Source organism: Nocardia sp. JCM 38205 (assembly GCF_058222935.1).
This window is the reverse complement of record NZ_JBYHFL010000009.1, coordinates 13,280-37,465: the sequence shown is the minus strand read 5'-3', so window position 1 is coordinate 37,465 and position 24,186 is coordinate 13,280. Positions and strand designations below refer to the sequence as shown.

General features: G+C 68.7%; 22 protein-coding genes. 12 read left to right on the top strand and 10 right to left on the bottom strand.

Annotation, left to right across the window (positions count from 1 at the left end; translation table 11 throughout):
* Positions 1 to 150 precede the first annotated feature (150 nt).
* Positions 151 to 837: an AAA family ATPase gene (locus AC4HOU_RS26060; protein WP_324197447.1), complete on the top strand. Its 687-nt coding sequence runs from the start codon at positions 151 to 153 to the stop codon at positions 835 to 837.
* 135 nt (positions 838 to 972) lie between these two features.
* On the opposite strand, the gene AC4HOU_RS26055 is transcribed toward AC4HOU_RS26060, so the two are convergent.
* Complete coding sequence (locus AC4HOU_RS26055) at positions 973 to 1,911, bottom strand: diacylglycerol kinase (protein WP_195021396.1); 939 nt, start codon at positions 1,909 to 1,911, stop codon at positions 973 to 975.
* Positions 1,908 to 3,485 (bottom strand): FAD-binding oxidoreductase, encoded by a 1,578-nt coding sequence (locus AC4HOU_RS26050; RefSeq protein ID WP_194991410.1) that lies wholly within the window; start codon positions 3,483 to 3,485, stop codon positions 1,908 to 1,910. The genes AC4HOU_RS26055 and AC4HOU_RS26050 overlap by 4 nt, the downstream gene beginning before the upstream one ends.
* Before the next feature lie 184 nt (positions 3,486 to 3,669).
* Here AC4HOU_RS26050 and AC4HOU_RS26045 point away from each other — a divergent pair, with 184 nt between their 5' ends.
* The 6 genes from AC4HOU_RS26045 to fdhD all read left to right on the top strand — a co-directional run bounded on the left by AC4HOU_RS26045 (position 3,670) and on the right by fdhD (position 11,261).
* Positions 3,670 to 4,320, top strand: a complete 651-nt coding sequence (locus AC4HOU_RS26045; protein ID WP_194991407.1) for a TetR/AcrR family transcriptional regulator — start codon at positions 3,670 to 3,672, stop codon at positions 4,318 to 4,320.
* Positions 4,292 to 5,845, top strand: coding sequence for a glycerol-3-phosphate dehydrogenase/oxidase (locus AC4HOU_RS26040; RefSeq protein ID WP_194991408.1), 1,554 nt, complete (start codon positions 4,292 to 4,294; stop codon positions 5,843 to 5,845). Before AC4HOU_RS26045 ends, AC4HOU_RS26040 begins: the two co-directional genes overlap by 29 nt.
* Positions 5,846 to 5,954: 109 nt before the next feature.
* On the top strand, positions 5,955 to 6,812 hold the full coding sequence (locus tag AC4HOU_RS26035) for a hypothetical protein (protein WP_195007232.1): 858 nt from the start codon (positions 5,955 to 5,957) through the stop codon (positions 6,810 to 6,812).
* Positions 6,813 to 6,883: 71 nt separating this feature from the next.
* Positions 6,884 to 8,053, top strand: coding sequence for an FHA domain-containing protein (locus AC4HOU_RS26030; protein ID WP_194992355.1), 1,170 nt, complete (start codon positions 6,884 to 6,886; stop codon positions 8,051 to 8,053).
* Between the two features lie 80 nt (positions 8,054 to 8,133).
* Complete coding sequence (locus tag AC4HOU_RS26025) at positions 8,134 to 10,428, top strand: FdhF/YdeP family oxidoreductase (protein WP_490725480.1); 2,295 nt, start codon at positions 8,134 to 8,136, stop codon at positions 10,426 to 10,428.
* Entirely contained in the window at positions 10,425 to 11,261 is an 837-nt protein-coding gene (gene fdhD / locus AC4HOU_RS26020) for a formate dehydrogenase accessory sulfurtransferase FdhD (protein ID WP_195021400.1), read from the top strand. The genes AC4HOU_RS26025 and fdhD overlap by 4 nt, the downstream gene beginning before the upstream one ends.
* 111 nt (positions 11,262 to 11,372) lie before the next feature.
* Here the strand turns inward: fdhD and mihF are convergent, their stop codons facing one another.
* Complete coding sequence (mihF, locus tag AC4HOU_RS26015; protein ID WP_014349663.1) at positions 11,373 to 11,687, bottom strand: integration host factor, actinobacterial type; 315 nt, start codon at positions 11,685 to 11,687, stop codon at positions 11,373 to 11,375.
* Positions 11,688 to 11,891: 204 nt separating this feature from the next.
* Here mihF and AC4HOU_RS26010 point away from each other — a divergent pair, with 204 nt between their 5' ends.
* Positions 11,892 to 12,503, top strand: a complete 612-nt coding sequence (locus AC4HOU_RS26010) for a dihydrofolate reductase family protein (protein ID WP_490725479.1) — start codon at positions 11,892 to 11,894, stop codon at positions 12,501 to 12,503.
* A 244-nt stretch (positions 12,504 to 12,747) separates the two neighbouring features.
* Positions 12,748 to 13,125 (top strand): nuclear transport factor 2 family protein, encoded by a 378-nt coding sequence (locus AC4HOU_RS26005; RefSeq protein WP_163815005.1) that lies wholly within the window; start codon positions 12,748 to 12,750, stop codon positions 13,123 to 13,125.
* 163 nt (positions 13,126 to 13,288) lie between these two features.
* On the opposite strand, the gene AC4HOU_RS26000 is transcribed toward AC4HOU_RS26005, so the two are convergent.
* The 6 genes from AC4HOU_RS26000 to AC4HOU_RS25975 form a co-directional block, all read right to left on the bottom strand.
* Positions 13,289 to 13,699: a hypothetical protein gene (locus AC4HOU_RS26000; protein WP_163815003.1), complete on the bottom strand. Its 411-nt coding sequence runs from the start codon at positions 13,697 to 13,699 to the stop codon at positions 13,289 to 13,291.
* A gap of 141 nt (positions 13,700 to 13,840) precedes the next feature.
* Complete coding sequence (clpX, locus tag AC4HOU_RS25995) at positions 13,841 to 15,121, bottom strand: ATP-dependent Clp protease ATP-binding subunit ClpX (RefSeq protein WP_014349660.1); 1,281 nt, start codon at positions 15,119 to 15,121, stop codon at positions 13,841 to 13,843.
* Positions 15,122 to 15,451: 330 nt separating this feature from the next.
* A complete protein-coding gene (locus AC4HOU_RS25990) occupies positions 15,452 to 16,120 on the bottom strand; it encodes an ATP-dependent Clp protease proteolytic subunit (RefSeq protein ID WP_014349659.1) in 669 nt (222 codons plus the stop codon).
* A 41-nt stretch (positions 16,121 to 16,161) separates the two neighbouring features.
* The gene (locus AC4HOU_RS25985; protein WP_036534548.1) at positions 16,162 to 16,749 is read right to left on the bottom strand and encodes an ATP-dependent Clp protease proteolytic subunit; all 588 of its coding nucleotides are present in this window, start codon (positions 16,747 to 16,749) and stop codon (positions 16,162 to 16,164) included.
* A gap of 294 nt (positions 16,750 to 17,043) precedes the next feature.
* Positions 17,044 to 18,435 carry a trigger factor gene (gene tig / locus AC4HOU_RS25980; protein WP_490725478.1) on the bottom strand — a complete coding sequence of 464 codons (1,392 nt, stop codon included), beginning with the start codon at positions 18,433 to 18,435 and terminating at the stop codon, positions 17,044 to 17,046.
* A gap of 165 nt (positions 18,436 to 18,600) precedes the next feature.
* On the bottom strand, positions 18,601 to 19,185 hold the full coding sequence (locus AC4HOU_RS25975; RefSeq protein ID WP_194989759.1) for an FKBP-type peptidyl-prolyl cis-trans isomerase: 585 nt from the start codon (positions 19,183 to 19,185) through the stop codon (positions 18,601 to 18,603).
* Positions 19,186 to 19,337: 152 nt separating this feature from the next.
* Between AC4HOU_RS25975 and AC4HOU_RS25970 the strand changes: the two genes are divergently transcribed.
* Both AC4HOU_RS25970 and AC4HOU_RS25965 read left to right on the top strand, forming a co-directional pair.
* The gene (locus tag AC4HOU_RS25970; RefSeq protein WP_228806068.1) at positions 19,338 to 21,830 is read left to right on the top strand and encodes a phosphoketolase family protein; all 2,493 of its coding nucleotides are present in this window, start codon (positions 19,338 to 19,340) and stop codon (positions 21,828 to 21,830) included.
* A gap of 90 nt (positions 21,831 to 21,920) precedes the next feature.
* The gene (locus AC4HOU_RS25965; protein WP_163814996.1) at positions 21,921 to 23,177 is read left to right on the top strand and encodes a serine hydrolase domain-containing protein; all 1,257 of its coding nucleotides are present in this window, start codon (positions 21,921 to 21,923) and stop codon (positions 23,175 to 23,177) included.
* 48 nt (positions 23,178 to 23,225) lie between these two features.
* Here the strand turns inward: AC4HOU_RS25965 and AC4HOU_RS25960 are convergent, their stop codons facing one another.
* Positions 23,226 to 23,621, bottom strand: a complete 396-nt coding sequence (locus AC4HOU_RS25960) for a DUF1801 domain-containing protein (RefSeq protein ID WP_194989760.1) — start codon at positions 23,619 to 23,621, stop codon at positions 23,226 to 23,228.
* A 184-nt stretch (positions 23,622 to 23,805) separates the two neighbouring features.
* Between AC4HOU_RS25960 and AC4HOU_RS25955 the strand changes: the two genes are divergently transcribed.
* Complete coding sequence (locus AC4HOU_RS25955) at positions 23,806 to 24,156, top strand: hypothetical protein (RefSeq protein ID WP_163814992.1); 351 nt, start codon at positions 23,806 to 23,808, stop codon at positions 24,154 to 24,156.
* Positions 24,157 to 24,186 lie beyond the last annotated feature (30 nt).

Below are 24,186 nucleotides of genomic sequence, written 5' to 3'. Positions count from 1 at the left end.
TGAGGGACACCGAAGACTCCGCCTACACCTGACAGACTACCGCCGATCGCGGGGGCGACAGCGGATCCATAGGCAATTCTCAGCTTCGGTTTTCGCCCGGATTGGTCACACCCGGTTGCCGAATCGGACATTACTGACAACTCTGGAAGAGTGAACCCCCGGCTCGAACCGTCCCTTGCTCTTCCCTTCGAATCCCCTGTGCCCGCTGCGGATTCCGTGCTGCTACCGCATCGGGTACACGATCTACGCGGCCGCGCGGTCGACGAGCTGCGGTATCCGCCGACGGCGGTGCTGGTGTTCGCCGGCGTCCCCGGCGCGGGTAAGAGCACGGCGCTACGGGCCTTGTTCGGGTCGACGGCCGAGGCCGAGCAGCCGCCCGCCGGGCCGGCCGGGTCGATGGTGCTCGATTCGCAGCATTCGCGCAACGCGTGGCGGCACCGGCTGGGCAGGCTGCCGTATCCGCTGTGGCGGCCGGTGGTCCATATCGCGCATTACACGCGGATCCGGAACGCCTTGCGCGACAATGCCGGACCGGTCGTCGTGCACGATTGCGCCACCTTCGGCTGGGCGCGGCGGATGCTGGCCCGCTGGGCAGCGGCGCGCGGACGGGAACTGCACCTGATCCTCATCGACGTCCCGGCGACCATCGCCCGCGCGGGCCAGTACACGCGCGGGCGGCGGGTCAATGGGTTCTTTTTCCGGCTGCACTGCGCGCGCTGGCAGCAGCTGCTGCGCGCGGTGGAGGCCGGGCCGATCACCGATCCGGCACCGGCCTCGATCGTCATCGCCGATCGCGACACCGTCGGCGGGATGCGCCGCGTCAGCTTCGCCGCCTGAGGACGCGGCGGTGCGCCGACCGCCGCGTCACGAACGCGTCCATGCGAGGGATCGCCGCGCGGGCGAGCTCACCGGCTTCGCCGCCGCGTCGCCGCGACCGCGGATCACCACGGCGACCCGGCGTGACCCACAGCCCTACTCCGGCACCAGGATCGACAGCGCGCCGGGAACCGCGCGCAGCGTGATGGGCAAGGTGCCCACCGGCTCGCCGTCGGCGGTGGCAGGTGCGCCCGGGGCGGTCAGCGTGATCCGCTGCCCGCGGTAGTGCGATACCGCCGGATGGTCGATCCGCTTGCCGGAGGCCAGTGCGGGCAGCAACCGCAGCATGTTCAGCCGGGAGACCGCGCGCACCACGGTGACATCGAGCAGTCCGTCGTCGACCACGGCGTCCGGGCAGACCAGCATGCCGCCGCCGTAGGTCCGGGTGTTGCCGACCGCGACCATCATCGCGTCCGTCTCGACGACGGCGCCGGGCTGCCCGGGCCCGTCCGACAGTTCGATGCGGTACGGGGTGGCGGCTCGGCTGGCGAGTTCGGCCAGCGCGGCGACGGTGTAGCGCAGCGGACCTTTCGGCCACCGCAATCGGTTGGCGCGCAAGGTGACTCGCGCGTCGAAACCGGTGCCGGTGATGGTGGCGAACCACATGGGCCCGGCGTCGGTGCGGTCGATCAGGCCGAGGTCGATGCTGCGCGTCAGCCCGCCGAGCACCACGTCGGCCGCGGCCACCGGATCGTCGTTGGGTATGCCGAACTCGCGCGCGAGGTCGTTACCGGTGCCGCCGGGGATCAGCCCGATCGGTGTGCCGGTTTCCGCCAGCGCCTCGAGCATCACCGACACCAAGCCGTCGCCGCCCGCGCAGACCACCGCGTCCGGGCGCTGTGGCCCGGCCACGTCGGCCCGTACCAGTCGCACCGATTCGGCGGCCGAGGGCGCGCGGATCTCGGTGACCTGCACGCCGCATTCGGCCAGCCGGGCGGTGGCGGCAGCCGCGACATCGTTGCCTTTGCCCATCCCCGACAGCGCGTTGGTCACCACCGTGACCTTGCGGATCTCGCGCCGCGACTGCGTCGTCATGGGACCAGCTTGCCCGGGTTGAGGATGCCGGCGGGGTCGATTTCGCGTTTCACCGCGCGCAGCACCCGCACGCCGAGGTCGCCGATCTCGTCCGGAATCCAGGCGCGGTGGTCGGCGCCGACGGCGTGGTGGTGGGTGATGGTTCCGCCCGCCGCGACGATGGCGTCGCCGGCGGCTCGTTTGGCGGCCTGCCATTGGGCCAGCGGATCGTCGAGCAGTTTGGCGATGACGGTGAAGTACAGCGAGGCGCCGGTCGGGTAGGTGTGCGAGATATGGCACATCACCAGCGCCGGAGTGCCTTGACCGGTGAGCGATTCGGTGAGCGCGGCGGTGACCTTCGCCTTCAGGTTCGACAGGTTCGACCAGGTGGTCGCGGTTTCCAGGGTCTCGCAGAGCACGCCGGCATCCAGCAGCGAATCCCGCAGATACGGCGCGGAGAACCGCCCGCTCTCCCACTCGCGGGCCGGCATTTCGCCCAGCACTGTGCCGCCGGCGGCCGACAGCAACGCGCCTGCCTCCAGCCCGCGCGCGGCGACGTGCATGTCGGTGCCCTCGAAGGTGGTGACGGCCAGGCAGCCGCGCACCGCTTCCCCGCCGATATCGGCGGTGCGGGCGAGGTTGACGCCGGTCTCCATCTCATCGGACAACCGCAGCACCGTCGGCGCCGCACCGGCCTGCACGACCGCCCGCAGCGCGGCCGCGCCGGTCTCGAAGTCCGGGAACGACCACGCCTGGTAGGCAATGGTTTCCGGCACCGGATGCACGCGCACCGTCACCGCGGTGATGATCCCGAGCGTGCCCTCCGAGCCGACGAACAGCTCGCGCAGATCGGGTCCGGCCGCCGAGGCGGGCGCGCGACCGAGATCGAGTGTGCCGGTGGGCGTGGCGATCGTGAGGGCCTGCACCATGTCGTCGAAGCGGCCGTAGCCCGCCGAGGCCTGCCCGGACGAGCGGGTGGCCGCGAACCCGCCGATACTGGCGAATTCGAAACTCTGCGGGAAGTGCCCGAGCGATAGCCCGTGCGCACCGAGCAGTTCCTCGGCACGCGGACCGGTGACGCCCGCACCGAACGTCGCGGTGGCGCTCACCGGGTCGACCGCGATCAGCGCGTTCAGCCTGCGCAGATCCAGTGAGATCACCGCGGCGAACGCACCGCGGATCGGATCGAGTCCGCCGACGACGCTGGTACCGCCACCGAATGGAACGACCGCGATCCCGGCCTCGGCGCAATAGCCGAGTACCGCGACCACCTGTTCGTGATCGGCGGGGAAAACTACCGCGTCCGGCGCGTCCTGTGGGCCTTCGGCGCGGCGGCGCAGCAGGTCGGGGGTGCTCTTGCCGCCGGCGTGCAGCAGCCGGTCGTGGTGGTCGGTGGAGACGTGCCCGGCACCGACCACCGCGGCCAGCCCGGCGCGCGCGGCCGGGGTCAACGCCGAATCGCGCAGCGGCACGTCGCCCTCATCGCGGCGTGCCACGGTCTCGCCGGACACCCCGAACACCTGCTTCAGCAGGCCCCGGATCTGGGGCGAGAGCGGCTTGTGTCCAGCGGGAGCGCCCCAGGCGTCCCACACCATACTCGTCGGGAGCGCCGCGTCGTCCGGATTCGCGAAGGGATCCGGTTCGGCGCCGGCAGGCTGCTGCGTATCGACCATGCGTTACAGTTTGACATAGACTGTCAAGCAGTAACCGATTGAACGCGCAGTACCGCGTGACGACCGGCACCCCGATCGCCATGCCAGGACCCCCGGTGGTGAGCCCATGACCGTCTCCGACGAACCCCATGCCGAACCATCGGCGACCGACCCCATCGACCTCGCGATCCTGGAGGCCGCACGCGCGTGCGTCGCGGAGTTCGGGGTACGGCGCACCACACTCACCGAGGTCGCGCGCCGTGCCGGAGTGAGCAGGCCGACCGTCTACCGGCGCTGGCCCGACACCGGCTCGCTGGTGGCCGAACTGCTGGTCCGCGAGCTGGGCGACATCCTCACCACCGCGATGCCCACCGACGGCGTGGTGCGGCAGCGCATGGTCGATGGCATCGTCGCCGGGGCGGCGGCGGTGCGCACGAACCCGTTGTTCCGCAAGATCTTCCGCGCCGACACCGATCTGATGCTCACCTACGTCTTCGGCAGGCTCGGGCGCAACCAGCGCCATCTGATCGAACTGTTCGCCGAAGGGATCAGGGAAGGCCACACCGACGGCTCGGTCCGCGACGGCGACCCCGAGCAGATGGCCACCATGCTGCTGCTCATCGCGCAATCGGTGGTGCAGTCGGCGGAGACGGTCTCCGGGCTGCTCGACGGCGCCGCACTGGACGCCGAACTGGGCCGCGTCATCGACGGCTATCTCATTCCGCACACGACCGACGACAAGGACTGCGATGACTCAGCATCCGGCATCCACCGGTGACTCCGCCCTCAATGCCGCGCGACGCGACCGCGAACTGGCCGAGCTGGGCGATACGGCCGAGATCGACCTGCTGGTGATCGGCGGCGGGGTGACCGGCACTGGCGTCGCGCTCGACGCCGCCTCCCGCGGGCTGCGCACGGTGCTGGTGGAACGGCACGACCTGGCCTTCGGCACCAGCCGGTGGAGTTCCAAACTGGTGCACGGCGGGCTGCGGTATCTGGCGGGCGGTCATATCGGCATCGCGCACGAGAGTGCGGTGGAGCGCGGCATCCTGATCCGCACCACCGCGCCTCATCTGGTGCGCCCGATTCCGCAGCTGGTGCCGCTGCTGCCCACCCTCGGCAAGGCGCAGAGCTCGCTGGTCCGCGCCGGATTCCTGGCCGGTGATCTGCTGCGCCGCGGCGCGGGCACACCGGCGAGTCTGCTGCCGCGATCACGACGCGTGGCAGCCGCCGAGGCGCTTCGGCTGGCTCCGACCGTGCGGCGGGAGGGTTTGCGCGGCGGCCTGACGGCGTGGGACGGGCAACTGGTGGACGACGCGCGCCTGGTCGTGGCACTGGCGCGGACCGCGGCCGCGGCCGGGGCGTCGGTGCTGACGCGGGTCGAGGTCACCGCCGCCACCGGCGACCGCGCGACCCTGCGCGATACCCGCACCGGCGAGACGCTGACCGTGCGGGCCCGCGCCGTCGTCAACGCGACCGGTGTGTGGGCCGATCAGGTCGACCCGAGCATCGAGCTGCGGCCGAGCCGCGGCACCCACCTGGTCTTCGACGCGGCGGCCTTCGGCGGGCTCAGCGCCTCGCTGACGGTGCCGGTGCCGGGCAGCACCAGCCGATTCGTCTTCGCCTTCCCCGCCGCCCACGGCCGGGTCTACCTGGGTCTCACCGATGAGGACGCCCCCGGCCCGGTGCCCGACGAACCGCAACCCACCGACACCGAGATCGATTTCCTGCTCGACACCATCAACCCCGCCCTGCGCGAACCACTGACCCGCGCCGACATCCGCGGCAGCTACGCCGGACTGCGCCCACTGCTGAAAACCGGCACCGACAGCACCGCCGACATCTCCCGCGAACATGCCGTCCTGCGCTCCCCCGACGGCCTGATCACCATCGTCGGCGGCAAACTCACCACCTACCGCAAGATGGCCGAGGACACCGTCGACGCCGCCGTCGCCCACGCGGGGCTGAACGCAGCGCCCTGCCGCACCAAACGACTGCCTCTGGTCGGCGCGGCATCCGGCGCCGCCCGCGACAAGATCGCCGCACCCCCGGTCCTGGTCGACCGCTACGGCTCCGAAGCACCCGCCGTGCTCGCCCGAGCCGGAACCGGCCCCGCCCTGCTGGAGCCGGTGGCCCCCGGAATCGACGTCACCCGAGCCGAATTCGCCTGGGCGATCTCCCACGAGGGAGCCCTGGATACGGCAGACATCCTCGACCGACGCACCCGCATCGGGTTGGTCGACACCGACCGGGCGGCCGCACTGCCCGCCGCCGAAGCGGCAATGGCTCGCGCCAACCAGTGATCCGCGAAATCGCCACCGACAAGCCGATTTCCGATCAGCACCGCGAGTCGCGTCGCCACACCGTTGCCGATTCGTTATCTACCGGTCTCCTGGTATAGCGTCCGCAACCATGCCGAGCTACCTCCATGAAGGTCTGCTTGATCTATTCCGCGCAGACGCCAATCTGGTGGCCACGCTACTGGCCGACGAGTTCGGCCTAGAGGTGCCGATTAATTCCGGAATCCACGCCGAACCATGCGATTTCACCGATGTCGGTCCCAAGGAGTACCGAGGCGACCTGGCGCTCGCGCTCTGCGACGACCGGAACAAACCGTTCCTGGGGGTGTGCGTCGAAGTACAGCTGAGCAGAAAGGCGGATCGTCGATGGAAATGGCCCGTCTACCTGACTACCCTGCGTTCCCGGCTCCGCTGTGCCGCGGTGCTGCTGGTGGTCACGCCGGTTCCGTCCGTAGCACGCTGGGCAGCCGAGCCGATCGAACTCGATCCCGCGGGTTCGGTGATCCGACCACTCGTCCTCGGACCCGAGCGGATCCCGATAGTGACCGACAGCGATGACGCCCAACGTTGCCCTGAACGTGCAACGCTGTCCGCGATCGCGCACGGGTCCGGACCGCACATGGACGAAGTCCTGAACGCGTTCCTCAGCGGCTTGATGAAGACCGACGACGAACGTGCGAAGATGTATCACGACCTGGTCGACGACGCATTGTCGATCGCGGCCAGCCGACGTCTGGAGGAACTGGTGGCGATGGCACCCGAGTACCAAGGCAGGATCGCGCGCAAGTACGTGGCTGAAGGCCGGGCCGAAGAAGCGGCTCGCTTGGTGCTGACGGTACTCACCGCGCGCGGGTTGGAGCTGTCTGCCGATCAGCGCGCACGCGTCGCCGCCTGCCGCGACCTGGACCAACTCGAAGCATGGGTGCGCCAGGCCGTGACCGCGACCTCCACGGACGAACTCTTCGAATGACAACAGCCGCCTGGCCCCGGTAGATGGCCTCTAGTCTGGTACCCGATGGGTGCGCCAGGAAGGAGGCGTGAGTGCGCGGCAGATCATCCACAGTCGGCGTCGCGCCGGGCGAAGGCCTGGTGGCGCGCTTCGACGACGTCATCATCTACATCGGCGCCGAAACCGCCTCTACCGAGCGGATCCTCGGCGCGGTGGAGGCCGTGGCGGCGATCGAGCATCCGGGTGCGGCCATTGCCCAGCGGCTGGCAGCGGTGGTGTTCGGCGCGGGTTCCGCGCCGCCACCGTTCGGTGTGCTCGCCCCCACCGATGACGGGACGCTCGTGCTGTTGCGCGGCGCCGTCGCTGCCCTGATCGACGGTGCCGAAGGGGCTCGGCGCCTCACCGGGTCGCGCGCCTTCACCTGGGTCGACGAGATCGTGAGCGTGCCGATCCGCACCATCACCATCGGCCCGGACAATGGGACCCCGATCACCGAACATCCGCGCACCGATCTGCGTTCTGGCGTCGTTCCCGGTGGCGGCTTCGTGCTGCGCGCCGGTGTCCGCCGCAGTGGGCGCAAGCCCGCCGCGCGTGCGGCGACGCCGGCCCCGCCACCGGGTGAGCCGCCCGCCACCGCGCCCGCCGGCTTCGCCGCCGCCGACGCCGATCCCGAACCCGATCGGCATCCGGCCACCCGCGCCGCCCCGCAGGCGCCGAGCACACCGCCGGCGGCACCGCGGCATCGTGCCCCGGCCTCCGACGCCTCACAGGCCATGTCGCTGGCCTGGTCGCAAGCTCCGGCGACGCCGCGCCCCGACCTGCCGGAACCGGTGGCGCTGCACAAACCGGGCGCACCGGACACCGTCCGCCGCAGGCCCCGCCTCGCCGTCGGCCGCGCATCGAACGCGCAGGTCCCCGGCGTGCTGGTGGCCGAGGACGGCGCCACCTACCCACTGGACCGCCCGTATGTCATCGGCCGCGGCCCGTCGGCCGACGAATCCGTGCGCCGCGCCACCGCGGCCCCGATCGTGTTGCAACGCGACCGCCACATCTCCCGGGTGCACGCCTACGTCTCGCTGGATCGCGGCAAGGTCTTCGTCCGCGATGCGGGCACCGCCTCGGGCACCTTCCTCGCCACGCCCGACTCCCCCGAATGGACTCGCGTCGGCCGGTCGCCCACCGAGTTGCCACCGGGCGGGCGGGTTCGCATCAGCGAACATGTGCTCACCTACCGCGCCGGCGACGGCAACGCGCCGGCCTGAGCCGGGCTGCCGCGGCCGGTCCACCCGCCGCGATCCGGCCATCCCGCACGCGGCCCCGACGCGGAGAGCACAATGGCCCCATGCACCGTAAAGGGCCGACCGAGGATATCGATGAGTCCGCACTGTCGGTGACCCCGCCGAAACAGCAGGCGGCAGGCGTCACCGCGGTGGCCGTCGCAGTGAAGCGAGCGGTCGAGGACATGGGTGTGGTCCGCACGGCCCGCACCCTGGTTCGGCTCAATCAGGTCGACGGTTTCGACTGTCCCGGATGTGCCTGGCCCGAACCCACCGGTCATCGCAGGCCCGCCGAGTTCTGTGAGAACGGCGCCAAGGCGGTGGGCGAGGAAGCCACGCTGCGCACCGTCACCCCGGAGTTCTTCGCCGCCCATTCGATCGCCGAGCTGTCCGGTAAGTCCGGATACTGGCTCGGCAGGCAGGGCAGGCTGACCCACCCGATGGTGCTGCGCCCCGGCCAGGACCACTACACCCCGATCGACTGGGACGAGGCCTATCAGCTGATCGCCGACCGGCTGCGCGCCCTCGACACCCCCGACGAAGCGGTGTTCTACACCTCCGGCCGCACCGCCAACGAGACCGCGTTCCTGTACCAGCTGCTGGTGCGCAGTTTCGGCACCAACAACCTGCCCGACTGCTCGAATATGTGTCACGAATCCTCGGGCACCGCGCTGACCAGCTCGATCGGCATCGGCAAGGGTTCGGTGACCATCGATGATTTCGCCGCTGCCGATCTGATCATCGTCGCGGGTCAGAACCCGGGCACCAACCATCCGCGGATGCTCAGCGCTCTCGCCGACGCCAAGGCCGCGGGAGCACACATCATCGCGGTCAATCCGCTCCCCGAAACCGGGCTGATCGGGTTCCGCGATCCGCAGACCGTCCGGGGTCTCACCACCGGCGTCCCCATCGCCGACGATTTCCTGCAGATCCGCCTCGGCGGCGATATGGCCCTGTTCCAGGGCCTGGGCAAGCTGCTGTTCGAGGCCGAGGACCGCGCGCCGGGCACCGTCGTCGACCGGGCCTTCGTCGACGCGCACACCGCCGGGTTCACCGAGTACGAAAAGCAGGTCCGCGCGGTCGATCTCGATGTGGTCGAGCAGGCGACCGGCCTCACCCGCGCACAACTCGAGTCCACCGCGCGCCGGTTCGCCGGCTCCGAGCGCGTCATCGTCTGCTGGGCCATGGGCCTCACCCAGCAGTCGCACGGTGTCGCCACCATCGAAGAAGCCACCAACCTGCTGCTGATGCGCGGCATGATCGGCAAACCGGGTGCCGGTGTGTGCCCGGTGCGCGGGCATTCGAATGTCCAGGGCGATCGCACCATGGGCATCTGGGAGAAGATGCCCGAATCGTTCCTTGCCGCTCTCGACCGCGAATTCGGCATCACCGCACCCCGCGCGCACGGCCTGGACACGGTGAACGCCATTCGCGCCATGCGCGACGGCAAGGCCCGGGTCTTCTTCGGCATGGGCGGCAACTTCGTCGCCGCCACCCCCGATACCGAGGTCACCGAGGCGGCGTTGCGGGCCTGCGATCTCACCGTGCAGGTCTCCACCAAACTCAACCGCAGCCACGTCGTGCACGGCGCCACCGCCCTGATCCTGCCCACCCTGGGCCGCACCGATCTCGATGTCCAAGACGGCGTGAAACAGCAGGTGTCGGTGGAGGATTCGATGTCGATGGTGCATCTGTCCACCGGTCGGCTGCACCCGGTGAGCGAACACCTGCGCAGCGAGGTCGCCATCGTCTGCGAGCTGGCGCAGCACCTGTTCGGCCCGGACCATCCGGTGCCGTGGGCCGATTTCCGCCGTGATTACGACCGCATCCGTGACGCCATCGCTCGCGTGGTGCCCGGCTGCGCCGACTACAACCGGAAGGTCCGCAGGCGCAATGGTTTCGTGCTGCCGCATCCGCCGCGCGATGCCCGCGAATTCCGCACCGCCACCGGCCGCGCCAACTTCGCCGTCAACGACCTCACCTGGTTACCGGTGCCGCCGGGCCGGCTGATCCTGCAGACCTTGCGCAGCCACGACCAGTACAACACCACCATCTACGGGTTGGAGGATCGCTATCGCGGAATCCACGGTGGGCGCAAGGTCGTGCTCGTCAACGCCGACGACATCGCCGACCTCGGTTTCACCGATGGTGAGCTGGTCGATCTGGTCTCGGAGTGGAGCGACGGTGTGCAGCGCCGGGTCGAGGGCTTCCGCATCGTCGCCTATTCGACCCCGCGCGGCAATGCCGCCGCCTACTACCCGGAGACCAATCCGCTGATCCCGCTCGATCATGTGGCGGCGCGATCGAATACGCCGGTGGCCAAGGCCGTCACCGTCCGGCTGGAGCGGGCGCGCTCATGAGCCGGGTCACCGCTCGCCGCCGGATGCAGCGCGTCTCGCCCGCGGGGCTGGTACAGCGGCCCGACACCTTGGCGGTGGAGGAGCCGCTGGAGGTTCGGGTGAACGGGGCGTCGCTGACGGTCACCATGCGCACCCCCGGCAACGATATCGATCTGGTGCACGGGTTCCTGTTCGCCGAGGGCGTGATCGACTCGGCCGAGGACATCCTCGCCGCCCGCTACTGCGCGGGCACCGACGACGAGGGCCGCAACACCTACAACGTCCTCGACGTCACCCTGCGCACACCTGCCCCGGTCAAGGCCAGGAACTTCCTGACCACCAGCGCCTGCGGGCTGTGCGGCAAGTCCGCGCTCGACGAGGTCCGCACCCGGACCCGCTTCGCCCTGCCCGCCGCGGCGCCGATGATCGGCGTCGACGCGCTGGCCGCCATGCCGGACACGCTGCGCGGCGAGCAGTCGGTCTTCGATGCCACCGGCGGCCTGCACGCGGCCGGGCTGTTCACCGCGGACGGTGCGGTGCTCGCGGTCCGCGAGGACATCGGCCGCCACAACGCGGTGGACAAGGTGGTCGGCTGGGCGGTGCGCGAGCACCGGATTCCGGCCACCGAACTGGTGCTGGTCGTGAGTGGCCGGGCGTCCTTCGAATTGGTGCAGAAGGCCGTCATGGCCGGGATTCCGCTGCTCGCGGCCGTCTCGGCACCCAGCTCACTGGCCGTCGATCTGGCCGCTGAATCCGGACTCACCCTGGCCGGCTTCGTCCGTGGGGAGACGATGAACATCTACACCCACCCGGACCGGATCGTCACCGAAGCGGCGAGCTCGCGCCCCGCGTGATCGATGCGGGGACGTCTCGGAAATTTCTCGAAGCGCGAGCCCGAAAACGCTCGCGCCGACCTGAGCGTCCGTCGCGGAGAGCTCATCGCGCGGACGCTCAGCGCCGGGTTCTCAGTCGGCGAGGGCCTCGAGCAGGGCGGCGCGCTGGCGTGCGCCCAGGCCGCCGATGCGGCGGTCCTCGGGGATCTCGGCCTGGTCGAGCAGCTTCGCCGCCTTGACCGGGCCCACACCGGGAAGGGCCTTGATGACGGCCGCGACCTTCGTCTTCTTGACCAGGTCGTCGGAGTCGGCCTTTTTCAGCAGATCAGCCACTGAGACCTTGCCCGACTTCACCTTGCCGATCAGTTCGGAGCGCGCCTTGCGGACCGCCGCCGCTTTGGCCAACGCTTCAGAGCGCTGTTCCGCGGTCATGGTAGGCAGTGCCATGTCTCCTCCGCTTTCACTCGTCACTCGAACATCTGACTCGAACATCTGGTTGACCGGACCGATTCAACATCACCGTACCGACAAGGTACGCCCGACACACCGGGGAAAAACACACTGGATAACGCGATGATTTTCCGCGCCGCGGCCCGTCGGAACCGATAACGAGCCCGAATCGACCGGGTGAAGAAGGAAAGGATCGGACCCATGGAGCTGTCCCTGACCCTGTTCGTCACCCTCGACGGCGTCTACCAGGCGCCCGGCGGTCCGGAGGAAGATCCGAGCGGCGGCTTCACCCAGGGCGGGTGGCTGGCCCCCTTTGTCGACGACGAATTCGGCGCCTTCATCGATGCCATATTCGGCCGGGCCGAGGCCTTCCTGCTCGGACGCCACACCTACGACATCTTCGCGAGCTACTGGCCCAAGATCACCGACAGTGACGATGTGGTGCCGGTGAAACTGAACGCGCTGCCCAAGTTCGTCGTGAGCAGCCACCTCGATCACGCCGACTGGGCCGGTACCGAGATCCTGCGCGGCGACCTGCTCACCGAGATCACCGCGATCAAACAACGGCCGGGCGGCGAGGTACAGGTGCACGGCAGCGGCGCCCTCGGGCAGAGCTTGCTCGCCGCCGGGATGGTGGACACCCTGAAGCTGGTCACCGCACCCGTGGTGCTCGGCCAGGGCAAGCGGCTGTTCGCTGATGGCATGCGCCCCACCGGGTTCCGGCTCACCGAGTCGCGTGCGAGCTCGGCGGGACTGATCATGTCCACCTACCGCGCGGCAGGCACCCCGGAGTACGGATTGGTGGGCGAGTGACGCGCGTAACAACGAGGACGCGCGCACCGACACATCAGCAGGAGCACCCGCACGGATCAAGGTTCAACGGCGAACCAGGGAGATCAAAGACGCTCTCCAGCACCGGGCGCGGACCGGAATTCCACCGGCCGTCACCGTATCCCAGCGGGTGACAACTGAAGGGACAGTCCGTTCCCACCTCGGCGGGACCGCCGGACTGCTATCGTGCCGAACTAGAACACGTTTCAATTCGGTAGGAGTTCCCATGGCACGGCAGATCCGCGATGTGGTCGAGGAGTACGTCAAGCTGGTCGGCAGCGGCACGTCCGAGGACGTGGTCGCGCTGTACGCACCGGACGCGACCGTCGAGGACCCGATCGGCACCCCGCCGAAGCACGGGCACGACGCGATCCGCGAGTTCTACAACGTCCTGGCGAACCTGGAGCGCGAATCCACCCTGCATGCCGACACCGTCCGCATCGGCGGCAACCAGGCGGCATTCATGTTCACCCTCGTCACCAAGGCAGGCGACCAGCGTGTGACGCTGCGCCCGATCGATGTGATGGAGTTCGACGACGAGGGCCGGATCACCCATATGCGCGCCTACTGGAGCCAGGACGACATGAGCATCGAACCCGCCTGATCCAGCGCAGGGTGACCGCGCCCATCCACAGCCGTGCAGCCCGGTGATGCGGCGGGCGCCGGTCACCTTTCTTTTGCCGCCGCCCGCGATCGTCGGCATCTACTCGGCCCGGATGTCCTCGATCGATCGCACAGGACCGATCGCGGCCGGCCGCGGGTAGCACTCAGATCACCAGGCAGGCGTACCCGATGTGCATGCCCACCCCCACCTCCACCTGGACCCACGGGGCGATCTCCTGCGCCGTGGTCGGCTGCACCGCTTGGAGCGTGTGGTGGCCGCGCGTCGTCGGCGTCCAGGTGACCAGTGCGACGCCGTCGGTGGGCGCAACGGTGGCAAACGGCACTCCGTTGTCGTAGAAGGTCACCGGCGTCAACCCCTCGGTGAGCCGGGCCCGTACGGTGTATTGGCAAGTGGTGCCGTAGTTGGTGATCGGCCCGAACGAGAAGTCCGGCATCACGCTCACCTGCGTGACGGTGGCTTCGGCCGAAGGTGCGGTGACCGCGAGGCCGAAGGTGGCCGCGGCGGCGGCTGCGGCCGCCAGCGCCGGGATGCGGGCTCGGAAACGCTTCGACATCGGCCGCTCCTCGTTGTGCGACGCCTGCAGGTGCACCGACCCTACAACGATCACACCGGCCGAGAGGCCGTCATCGCCAACTCGGCGCCGAAACGATGAACGGCCCGCCCACAGTGTGGGCGGGCCGTCCTTGCGACTGTGTCAGGCCGACTTCTCGCGGCGCTCGGCGCGTTCGCGCTTGCGCGGGACGATGGTGGGCAGCACGTTGTCGTTGACGGTGTCGGCGTCCACGACCACCTTCGCGACATCGTCGCGGCTGGGGATGTCGAACATCACCTGCTGCAACACCTCCTCCATGATGGCGCGCAGGCCGCGGGCACCGGTGCCGCGCAGGATGGCCTGATCGGCCACCGCTTCGAGCGCGTCGCGGGTGAACTCGAGATCCACCCCATCCATCTCGAACAGCCGGATGTACTGCTTGACCAGCGCGTTCTTCGGCTCGGAGAGGATCTTGACCAGCGAATCCTTGTCCAGGTTCGTCACCGAGGCGACCACCGGGAGGCGGCCGATGAACTCGGGGATCAGGCCGAACTTGATCAGATCCTCCGGCATCACATCGGCGAAGTGGTCGATGGTGTCGACCTCGGCCTTGGAGCGCACCTCGGCGCCGAAGCCGATACCGCGATGACCGGTGCGGTCGGAGATGATCTTCTCCAGCCCGGCGAACGCGCCCGCCACGATGAACAGCACGTTGGTGGTGTCGATCTGGATGAATTCCTGATGCGGATGCTTGCGCCCGCCCTGCGGCGGCACGCTGGCCTGGGTGCCCTCCAGGATCTTCAGCAGCGCCTGCTGCACACCCTCACCGGAGACGTCACGGGTGATCGAGGGGTTCTCGCTCTTGCGGGCGATCTTGTCGACCTCGTCGATGTAGATGATGCCCGTCTCGGCGCGCTTGACGTCGTAGTCGGCGGCCTGGATCAGCTTGAGCAGGATGTTCTCGACGTCCTCACCGACGTAGCCTGCCTCGGTGAGCGCGGTGGCGTCGGCGATGGCGAACGGCACATTGAGCATCTTGGCCAGCGTCTGCGCCAGATAGGTCTTACCGCAGCCGGTGGGGCCGAGCATCAAAATGTTGGACTTGGCCAGCTCGACGCTCTCGCCGCGGCTGTCGCGACCCTTGTCGCCGGCCTGGATCCGCTTGTAGTGGTTGTAGACCGCCACGGCGAGCGTGCGCTTGGCCGTGTCCTGGCCGATCACATAGTTCTCCAGGAAATCCCGGATCTCGGCGGGTTTGGGCAACTCATCGAGTTTGACTTCGCTGGACTCGGCCAGCTCCTCTTCGATGATCTCGTTGCACAGGTCGATGCACTCGTCGCAGATGTACACCCCGGGTCCCGCAATGAGCTTCTTGACCTGCTTTTGACTCTTTCCGCAGAACGAGCACTTCAGCAGATCGCCGCCATCACCGATGCGCGCCATCTCGTGGGTCCTACTTCCTTGTTCGCGTGCAACCGTCCATCCAGTTGCCAGCTTTCCGCCACCTGTGGAAGGTGTCGTTGAATCCGTCGACCGTATCCGGGTGGTGGTGCACTGCTGTCAACCGGGAGCAAAGGTCCCTAGGTCGACCGTACCCGGTGTGCGCGAAACTGGTCGACAACTCGCGCATGTTTCTCGCCGGGGTTGTGCGGGTTCTCACCATGATTCACCCGATTCGCCCGGTCGCCGAGCCGTCCGCCACACGCGCAACTTTTCAGCAATCCCCGCGTGTCGGCTGGACCCGCGGCGCACGGGGCGCCGCGGGTCACCGCACTACTTCTGCGCGCTCAGCTTGCGGTAGTCGAACACCGTGTCGATGATGCCGTAATCCTTGGCATCTTCGGCGGTGAGGATCTTGTCGCGGTCGGTGTCCTTGCGGATGGTGTCGGGGTCCTTGCCGGTGTGGCGGGCCAGCGTGGTCTCCATCAGACGACGCATGCGCTCGATCTCGGCGGCCTGGATCTCCAGGTCCGACACCTGACCCTGGATGCCACCCTCCAGCGACGGCTGGTGGATGAGCACGCGGGCGTTGGGCAGGCAGGCCCGCTTACCGGGGGTACCGGCGGCCAGCAGCACCGCGGCCGCGGAGGCGGCCTGGCCCAGGCAGACGGTGGCCACATCGGCACGCACGTACTGCATGGTGTCGTAGATGGCCATCAGCGAGGTGAACGAGCCACCCGGCGAGTTGATGTACATGGTGATGTCGCGGTCGGGATCGAGCGACTCGAGCACCAGCAGCTGGGCCATGATGTCGTTCGCCGAGGCGTCGTCGACCTGCACGCCGAGGAAGATGATGCGCTCCTCGAACAGCTTGTTGTACGGGTTGGACTCCTTGACGCCGAAGCTCGAGTGCTCGATGAACGACGGCAGGATGTAGCGGGCCTGCGGGCTGGCCGGCGCGATACCGGACAGGCCTGCGCGGGGGTCGATCAGGTTGGCCATCTTCGTCTCCAAAGTCGGTGGGAGGTGAGCTGATTCGCGGCTCAGTTACCGGCGCCGTTCGCCTGGCGAGCGCTGTTGATCACGCGATCGATGAAGCCGTACTCGAGCGCCTGGTTCGCGGTGAACCAGCGGTCGCGGTCGGCGTCGGCGGTAACCTGCTCCACCGTCTGGCCGGTGTGCAGCGCCTGCAGTTCGTTGAGTTCGCGCTTGGTGTGCGCGAGCTGCTCGGCGTAGATCGAGATGTCGGCGGCGCTACCACCGATGCCCGCCGAGGGCTGGTGCATCATGATCCGGGTGTGCGGCAGCGCGTAGCGCTTGCCCTTGGTGCCCGCGGTGAGCAGGAACTGCCCCATCGATGCGGCCAGGCCGAAGGCGATGGTCGCGATATCGCACTCGGCGTACTGCATGGTGTCGTAGATGGCCATACCGGCGCTGACCGAGCCGCCCGGCGAGTTGATGTAGAGCGAGATGTCGCGGGTCGGGTCCTCGGCGGCCAGCAGCAGGATCTGCGCGCACAGCTTGTTGGCGATGTCGTCGTCGACCTGGGTACCCAGGAAGATGATGCGGTCGCGGAGCAAGCGCTCGTACACCGAATCACTGAGGTTGAGACCAGCAGTCGCGGATGTCATGACCCCTGCCTGGTTGATTGTCACGGATACCTGCCTTCTCTCGCCGGCTCGTTGCTGACACAAACATTAACGAAGCAGGGCGGCACCGAACTCCCGGTACCGCCCTTCTTCGCTCACAGCGCAATCTCGCTGGCGCTCGATTGCACTGTGCGCGACCGCGCGCTGTACTTCTGGTTCACTCGCTTCGCTCGCTCACAGCGCAATCTCGGTGGCGCTCGATTGCACTGTGCGCGACCGCGCGCTGTGTTTTCGGTTCACTCGCTTCGCTCGCTTACAGCGCAATATCTATTCGGCTTACTTCTCGGCGTCGGCCGAGGCCTCGGTGGTCTCGGCGGCCGCCTCGGTGTTCTCCTCGGCCGAATCTTCCGGAGCACCGAACATTTCGGTGGTGTCGACGGTGTTGCCCGCGGAGTCGGTGACGGTGGCCTTACCGACCACACCGGCCAGCGCCTTGCCCCGGCGGACGTCGGCGAACACCGCGCCGAGCTGACCGGCCTGCTGCACCTGCTGGATGAACTGCTCCGGCGACATGCCGTAGCGCTGGGCCTGGAACAGGATGCGCTCGGTGAGCTCCTCCTGGCCGACCTGGGTGCCCTCGGCCTCGGCGATGGCGTCCAGCAGCAGCTGGGTCTTCACCGACTTCTCGGCGGCCTCCTTGGTGTCCTTGTCGAACTCCTCGCGGCTGGAGCCCTGGGCCTCGAGCGCCTCGGCGAACTTGGCCTCGTCGTGGTCGAAGCCGTGCACGGCGTCGTGCTCGACGGCGTCGATCTCGGCCTTCACCACGCCCTCGGGCAGCGGCACCTCGACCTTGTCGAGCAGCTGCTCGAGCACCTTGTCGCGGATGTCGCCGGCCTGCTGGACCTTCTTGACCCGCTCCACGCGGCCGCGCAGATCGGCCTTCAGCTCGTCGAGGGTGTCGAATTCGCTGGCCAGCTGGGCGAACTCGTCGTCGGCCTCGGGCAGCTCGCGCTCCTTGACCGAACCGACGGTGACGGTGATGACGGCTTCCTTGCCCGCGTGCTCGCCCGCCACCAGGGTAGAGGTGAACTCCTTGGACTCACCGGCGGACAGGCCGATCACGGCCTCGTCCAGGCCCTCGATGAGCTGGCCGGAGCCGACCTCGTGGGACAGGCCGGTGGTCGAGGCCTCCGGCACGTCCTCGCCGTCGACGGTGGCCGACAGGTCGATGGAGATGAAGTCGCCCTCCTGCACCGGGCGCTCGACGCCGGTGAGGGTGCCGAAGCGCTGACGCAGCGACTGCAGCTGCTCGTCGATGTCGGAATCGTCGACGGTGATGGCGTCGACGGTGACCTCGATGGTGCTGTAGTCGGGCAGGGTGATCTCCGGGCGGACGTCGACCTCGGCGGTGAACGCCAGCTCCTGGCCGTCTTCGATCTTGGTGATCTCGATTTCGGGCTGGCCGATGACCTTCACCTCGGAGGTGGTGACGGCCTCGCTGTAGCGGGCCGGGAGCACGTCGTTGACGACCTGCTCCAGGATCGCGCCGCGGCCCAGGCGCGCCTCGAGCAGCTTGGCCGGCGCCTTGCCCGGGCGGAAGCCGGGGATACGGACCTGCTTGGCCAGCGCCTTGTAGGCCTTGTCGAAGTCCGGCTTCAGCTCCTCGAAGGGCACCTCGACATTGATCCGGACCCGTGTCGGGCTCAGCTGCTCGACGGTGCTCTTCACGGACATGCTCCTTGTTCGTAGTTCATCGGTCGTTGACGTCGGTGTGTCCCCCCGATCGCATCCAGGCAAGGTTAGTCGACCGGTGCGCACGCCCTGCAATCCGGGCACGCGAACGCCCCCGGCGCTACCGCAGCGGCGGCGCGGGCAGGGCGAGGACCTCGGGGGTCAGTTGTCCGGTACGTCTACCGCGTCGGTGACGAAGACCAGGGTCTCGTTCGGCTTGATGCCGTTGCCACCCATGCCGTAGCCGAGGTCGGGCGGAATGATCAGCAGCCTGCGGGTGCCCTCGTTGACGCCTTCGAGGCCCTGATCCCAGCCGGGGATGACCATACCGGCGCCGAGGGTCAGTTCGAACGGTTCGCCACGGTCGAAGGAGCTGTCGAGCTTCTGCTTGTCCGACCAGGTGACCAGCGTGTAGTTCATCTTCAGTTCCTGGCCGGGCTGCGCGCCCGGGCCGGAGCCCGCGACGAGATCCTTGACGATCAGCTGCTTCGGCGGATCGCAGTCGTCGGGGATGGTGATGGTGGGGGCCTCACCGAAGCCGCCGGTGACGCCGATGTCGTCGGCGGTGCATTCACGGCCGGTGGACGGCTTCGGAGTGGGCGCACCGGTCGCGGCGTACGCGCTCGTCGCGGCCGTGGCGGTGGCCGCGGCCTCGCTGTCGGAGCTGTCGTCGGAGCCGCAGGCCGACAGCGCGAAGGCGGCCACGGCGAGGGTGGCGATACCGATGGTCCTGGCGGAGGTAGGCATGCCGCGCACCCTAATCGACGCGGCCGGGCAGCGACCGATCGAGCCCGCGCCTGCCGGTCCCCGATCGAGTCCTGGGCCCAGCACGGGTCCGGCCGGTAGCCTGACGGGGAATCTCCATCCGGTGCGTGGCACGAACGTGAGGAGAATCGCCCATGGCACAGCCTGGCTCACAAGGCAATCCCGCCGCCGAGGACACCTCGGCCGACAATGTCGGTGGTAGCGGCGGCCGGTCGGTGGCGCCGAGCCCGTATCGACTCACCGACGCCCCCGGCCCACTCGACGCCGACGAACTCGCGGCCGTGGACGCCTGGTGGCGGGCGGCGAACTATCTGTCGGTGGGCCAGATCTATCTGATGGCCAACCCGCTGCTGCGCGAACCGCTGCGCGCCGAGCACATCAAACCCCGGCTGCTCGGCCATTTCGGCACGGTGCCCGGACTGAATCTGGTGTGGGTGCATGCCAATCGGGCCATCCTGGCCCGCGATCTCGACGCGGTGTTCGTCGCCGGTCCCGGTCACGGCGGCCCGGGGCCGAACGCCTGTGCGTGGCTGGAGGGCACCTATTCCGAGCTGTACAGCCACGTCCCGCGCGATGTCGATGGCATGCGCGCGCTGTTCGCGCAGTTCTCCTTCCCCGGCGGGGTGCCGAGCCACTGCGCGCCGGAGACGCCCGGTTCCTTCCACGAGGGTGGTGAGCTCGGATACTCACTGCTGCACGCCTTCGGCGCCGCGCTGGATCACCCGGACCTCACCGTGTTCTGCGTGGTCGGCGACGGCGAGGCCGAGACGGGGCCGTTGGCGGGCAGCTGGCATGCCGACAAGTTCCTCAACCCCGCCCGCGACGGCGCGGTGCTGCCGATTCTGGCGCTCAACGAATACAAGATCGCCAATCCGACGATTCTGGCCCGGGTCCCCGAGCCCGAGTTGATCTCGCTGATGCGTGGGTACGGCTACGAGCCGCTGCTGGTGTCCGGCCGCGATCCCGCACGGGTGCATCAGGCCATGGCGCAGGCGATGGACACCGCACTGGAGCGGATCGCGCAGATCCAGCGGGCCGCGCGCGGCGACGGTGACGGTTCCCGCCCGCATTGGCCGATGATCGTATTGCGCACCCCCAAGGGCTGGACCTGTCCCCCGGTGGTGGACGGCGAACCCGTGGAGGGCACGTTCCGCGCACATCAGGTCCCGCTGCCCGCGGCCCGCACCGACGACGCCCACCGGCGGGTGCTCGAAGAGTGGTTGCGGTCGTATCGGCCCTCGGAGCTGTTCGACGAGTCCGGGGCTCCCGTCTCGGAGTTGATGGATCTCGTCCCCGCCGGTGATCGGCGGATGAGTGCGAACCCGGTGAGCAATGGCGGCGCGCAGGTGCGCGATCTGCGGTTGCCGGATTGGCGCGATTTCGGCGTCGAGGTGCCCGCGCCCGGCGCGACCCAGCACGAGGCCACCCGGGTACTCGGCGGCTGGCTGCGCGAGGTGACCGCACACAACCCGGACAACTTCCTGACCTTCGCGCCGGATGAGCTGGCCAGCAACCGTTTACAGGACATCCTCGAGGTCACCGGACGCAACTGGCAGGCCGAGATCGACGAGTTCGACGTCGGGCTCGACCGGCGGGGCAGGGTGATCGAGGTGCTGTCCGAGCACATGTGCCAGGGGCTGCTCGAAGGCTATCTGCTCACCGGCAGGCACGGCGTGTTCACCTGCTACGAGGCCTTCGTGCACATCGTCGACGCCATGTTCAATCAGCACGCCAAATGGCTCGACGCGAGCGCGGCGGTGCCGTGGCGGCGCCCGATCCCGAGCCTGAATTATCTGCTGTCGTCGCATGTCTGGCGGCAGGACCACAACGGCTTCACCCATCAGGACCCGGGTTTTCTCGATGTGGTGCTGAACAAGAAGCCCGAGATCGTGCGGGTGTACCTGCCGCCGGACGCCAACACACTGCTGTCCACGTTCGACCATTGCCTGCGTTCGCGCCATTACGTGAACGTGGTGGTGGCGGGCAAACAGCCACAGGCCGATTGGCTTTCGGTCGAGGCAGCGGCACTGCATTGCGCGCGCGGGATCGGTATCTGGGAGTGGGCGGGTAATAACGACGAACTCGGCGCCGCCCCGGATGTGGTGCTGGCCTGTGCCGGTGACGTGCCGACCCTCGAGACGCTGGCCGCCGTGGCCATCCTGCGCGAGCACCTGCCGCATCTGCGGGTGCGGGTGATCAATGTGGTGGACCTGATGCGGCTGTTGCCGAGCACCGAACACCCGCACGGGCTCCCCGATTCCGAATTCGACACCCTGTTCACCCGCGATCGCCCGGTGATCTTCGCCTTCCACGGCTACCCGTGGCTCATCCATCGGCTCACCTACCGGCGCACGAACCACTCGGGCCTGCACGTGCGCGGATACAAGGAGCGCGGAACCACCACCACCCCGTTCGACATGGTGATGCTCAACGATACGGATCGCTATCACCTGGTCATCGACGTGATCGACCGGGTGCCGGGGCTGCGCGAGAAGGCCGGCGGCCTGCGCCAGCAGCTGCAGGACGCACGGCTGCGGGCCCGGGCCTGGACCCGAGAGCACGGGGAGGACATTCCCGCGGTGGCGCAGTGGACGTGGCCCGACGGCTCAGATCATTGCCCGACGTAATGAAACGAGTTACATTCGGTAGCAAGGTCGCTTGCAACTGCTAGCAAGCAGCAAGCGGCCGGGGCGTTTCGCAGACAAAGGAGTCTGATCATGCCGGCTACCGGGACCGATGGCGCGTGGGCCGAGGAGTCCGTCCCGCCCCTCTCGCAGATGCTCATCGACGACCGCTTCGTGCCGGTGGCCATGAAGTTCTTCGCGATGGTCCGTCGTCGCCGCCACGGTGGCGCGGCGCTCGCGGTCTACCTGGACGGCGAGCCGGTGCTCGACATCTGGAGCGGCTGGGCCGCACCGGGTCGGCGCTGGCGCGGCGACACCATGGCGCTGGCCTACTCCACCGGCAAGGGCGTCGCCGCGACGGTGGCGCACCGGCTGATCGAACGCGGCCTGCTCGCGCTGGACGAACCGGTCGCCACCTACTGGCCCGAGTTCGCCGCCAACGGCAAGGGCACCATCACCGTCCGCGAGGTGCTCAACCATCGCGCCGGCCTGCAACGCACCCGCGGACTCCTCGACGATCCCGACGGCATGCTCGACCACGACACCCTGGCCGCCGCGCTCGCCGCCGCGGCACCCGATCCGCTGCGGCTGCGCGCCTCCGGCTATCACGGGCTGACGTTCGGCACGCTCGTGGCCGAGATCGCCCAGCGTGCGACCGGCTTGCCGTTCCCCCAGCTGGTGCGCACCGAACTGGCCGAGCCGCTGGGGCAGGACGACCTCTGGTTCGGCGTACCCGACCACCATCGGGCGCGCATCGCACCGCTGTCGCCGCGCCTGCACATCGCCCGCGTTCCACTCGATCGGCTGACCGGCCTGACCGGATCGCTGCGGCCGCTGACCTCGCTGCGCGAAGTGATCTACGACGGCTGGGCCGAGATGAGCCAGACCGAGCGCCCCTACACGGCGATGATGCCCGGCTGGAACGGCGTGTTCACCGCGCGCGCACTGGCCGCGATGTACGGCGCGATCGCCAATGACGGACGCGTCGGCCATCGGCGGCTGCTGAAGCCCGAAACCACCAGGATGATCGCGAGGATGCCCGCCAACAGCCGCTTCGACTATGTGCTCGGCGCCCCGCCGCACCATGCGCTCGGCTATCACCGCGGCATCGTCGGGGCCACCCTGACCAGGCACGCCCTCGGCCACTACGGCATCGGCGGCTCCGGTGCGATGGCGATGCCCGGCCTGGGGCTGTCGATCGCCTTCGTCACCAACCAACTGGGCAATCACGCCATGTCGCTGGGTGATGGACGGCTGCCGATGCTCGCGGCCGCGGCGGTGCGGTCCGCGCGGTCCGCGCGTTCGGCGCATGGTGGCGGCCCGGCGGAACTGACTGCTGCCGCGAGCTGAGCCGACGGCCCGCCGGAGCGAACGGCCTCAGCGCGAGAGCGAACGGCCTCAGCGCTCGCCTTTGAGCTTGCGCCAGCCGCCGGCGCGGTTGTTGGCGATGATCTGCCGGAACATGGCCAGCAGCGCGGGCGCGTTCAGCGTTTCGCCCTCATGGATCGCGACGGTGCGGGCGGTCTTGTTGTCGTGCCCGCCGGTGATGATGCCCTCCGGGTCGGGCACGATCGCGCCGTCGTAGAGGAAAACATTCACATGCGATCGCGCCGCTAGAAGCGCGCAGATATTGCCGTCGAGCACGAAATACGGCTGGACGGTCCGCTTGATCGTCTCCTGCACCTGCGGGTCGGCCGCGTGCACGAGATCGCGCACCTCCCGGCAGATCTGCTGCTGCCAGGCGGGCAGCGCGTCGATGTAGTCATCCACGCGCGGATCGACTCGGTAGGTCACCTCTCGATCACACCACGCACAGCACAGTCCGGTCAGCACTTCCCAGCCCCGGGAATAGCGGTACTGCAATCAGCGTCACATCGACTATCGTACCGTTATATAACGACACATTGATTGGGTCAGGCAGCGCCGAGGCCCAGCCGCCGACCCGATGCGGGCACTGGCACAACGAACGGAGCAGACCATGAGCAGCACTTTCCACCGGGGCACGGTCCGCAAGATCCTGGCCACCACCGCCCTCGCCGGCGCGCTGGCCCTCGTACCCGCCGCGGTGGCGCCGCAGATCGCGGCCGCGATGCCCGCGGGCGCGGACGCCAAGGCTTCCAGCCAGCGCGGCGACAGCCACAGCAGCCGTGGCAGCGACAGCCACGGGCACGGCCACGGGCGTGGTTACGGTCAAAGCCGCGGATACGGGCAGGGACGCGGTTACGGCTCGCACAACCACGGCGGGCTGCGCAACTCCTCCAGCCACACCGAGTCCGACAACAAGCCCGGCTACAGCAGCCGTTGCCACGGCGAGTGCGGCCCGGACTAAATCCCGCAGGCACCGCCGACCACGATGATC

Coding starts and splice junctions, on each gene's coding strand:
- AC4HOU_RS25985 (WP_036534548.1), bottom strand. CDS start 16,749: ATGACATCCGCGACTGCTGGTCTCAACCTCAGTGATTCGGTGTACGAG.
- AC4HOU_RS25975 (WP_194989759.1), bottom strand. CDS start 19,185: ATGCCTACCTCCGCCAGGACCATCGGTATCGCCACCCTCGCCGTGGCC.
- AC4HOU_RS26010 (WP_490725479.1), top strand. CDS start 11,892: ATGGAGCTGTCCCTGACCCTGTTCGTCACCCTCGACGGCGTCTACCAG.
- AC4HOU_RS26005 (WP_163815005.1), top strand. CDS start 12,748: ATGGCACGGCAGATCCGCGATGTGGTCGAGGAGTACGTCAAGCTGGTC.
- AC4HOU_RS25955 (WP_163814992.1), top strand. CDS start 23,806: ATGAGCAGCACTTTCCACCGGGGCACGGTCCGCAAGATCCTGGCCACC.
- AC4HOU_RS26025 (WP_490725480.1), top strand. CDS start 8,134: ATGCACCGTAAAGGGCCGACCGAGGATATCGATGAGTCCGCACTGTCG.
- AC4HOU_RS26045 (WP_194991407.1), top strand. CDS start 3,670: ATGACCGTCTCCGACGAACCCCATGCCGAACCATCGGCGACCGACCCC.
- mihF (WP_014349663.1), bottom strand. CDS start 11,687: ATGGCACTGCCTACCATGACCGCGGAACAGCGCTCTGAAGCGTTGGCC.
- clpX (WP_014349660.1), bottom strand. CDS start 15,121: ATGGCGCGCATCGGTGATGGCGGCGATCTGCTGAAGTGCTCGTTCTGC.
- AC4HOU_RS25970 (WP_228806068.1), top strand. CDS start 19,338: ATGGCACAGCCTGGCTCACAAGGCAATCCCGCCGCCGAGGACACCTCG.
- AC4HOU_RS26035 (WP_195007232.1), top strand. CDS start 5,955: ATGCCGAGCTACCTCCATGAAGGTCTGCTTGATCTATTCCGCGCAGAC.
- AC4HOU_RS25990 (WP_014349659.1), bottom strand. CDS start 16,120: ATGGCCAACCTGATCGACCCCCGCGCAGGCCTGTCCGGTATCGCGCCG.
- AC4HOU_RS26040 (WP_194991408.1), top strand. CDS start 4,292: ATGACTCAGCATCCGGCATCCACCGGTGACTCCGCCCTCAATGCCGCG.
- AC4HOU_RS26055 (WP_195021396.1), bottom strand. CDS start 1,911: ATGACGACGCAGTCGCGGCGCGAGATCCGCAAGGTCACGGTGGTGACC.
- AC4HOU_RS25965 (WP_163814996.1), top strand. CDS start 21,921: ATGCCGGCTACCGGGACCGATGGCGCGTGGGCCGAGGAGTCCGTCCCG.
- fdhD (WP_195021400.1), top strand. CDS start 10,425: ATGAGCCGGGTCACCGCTCGCCGCCGGATGCAGCGCGTCTCGCCCGCG.
- AC4HOU_RS26050 (WP_194991410.1), bottom strand. CDS start 3,485: ATGGTGTGGGACGCCTGGGGCGCTCCCGCTGGACACAAGCCGCTCTCG.
- AC4HOU_RS26000 (WP_163815003.1), bottom strand. CDS start 13,699: ATGTCGAAGCGTTTCCGAGCCCGCATCCCGGCGCTGGCGGCCGCAGCC.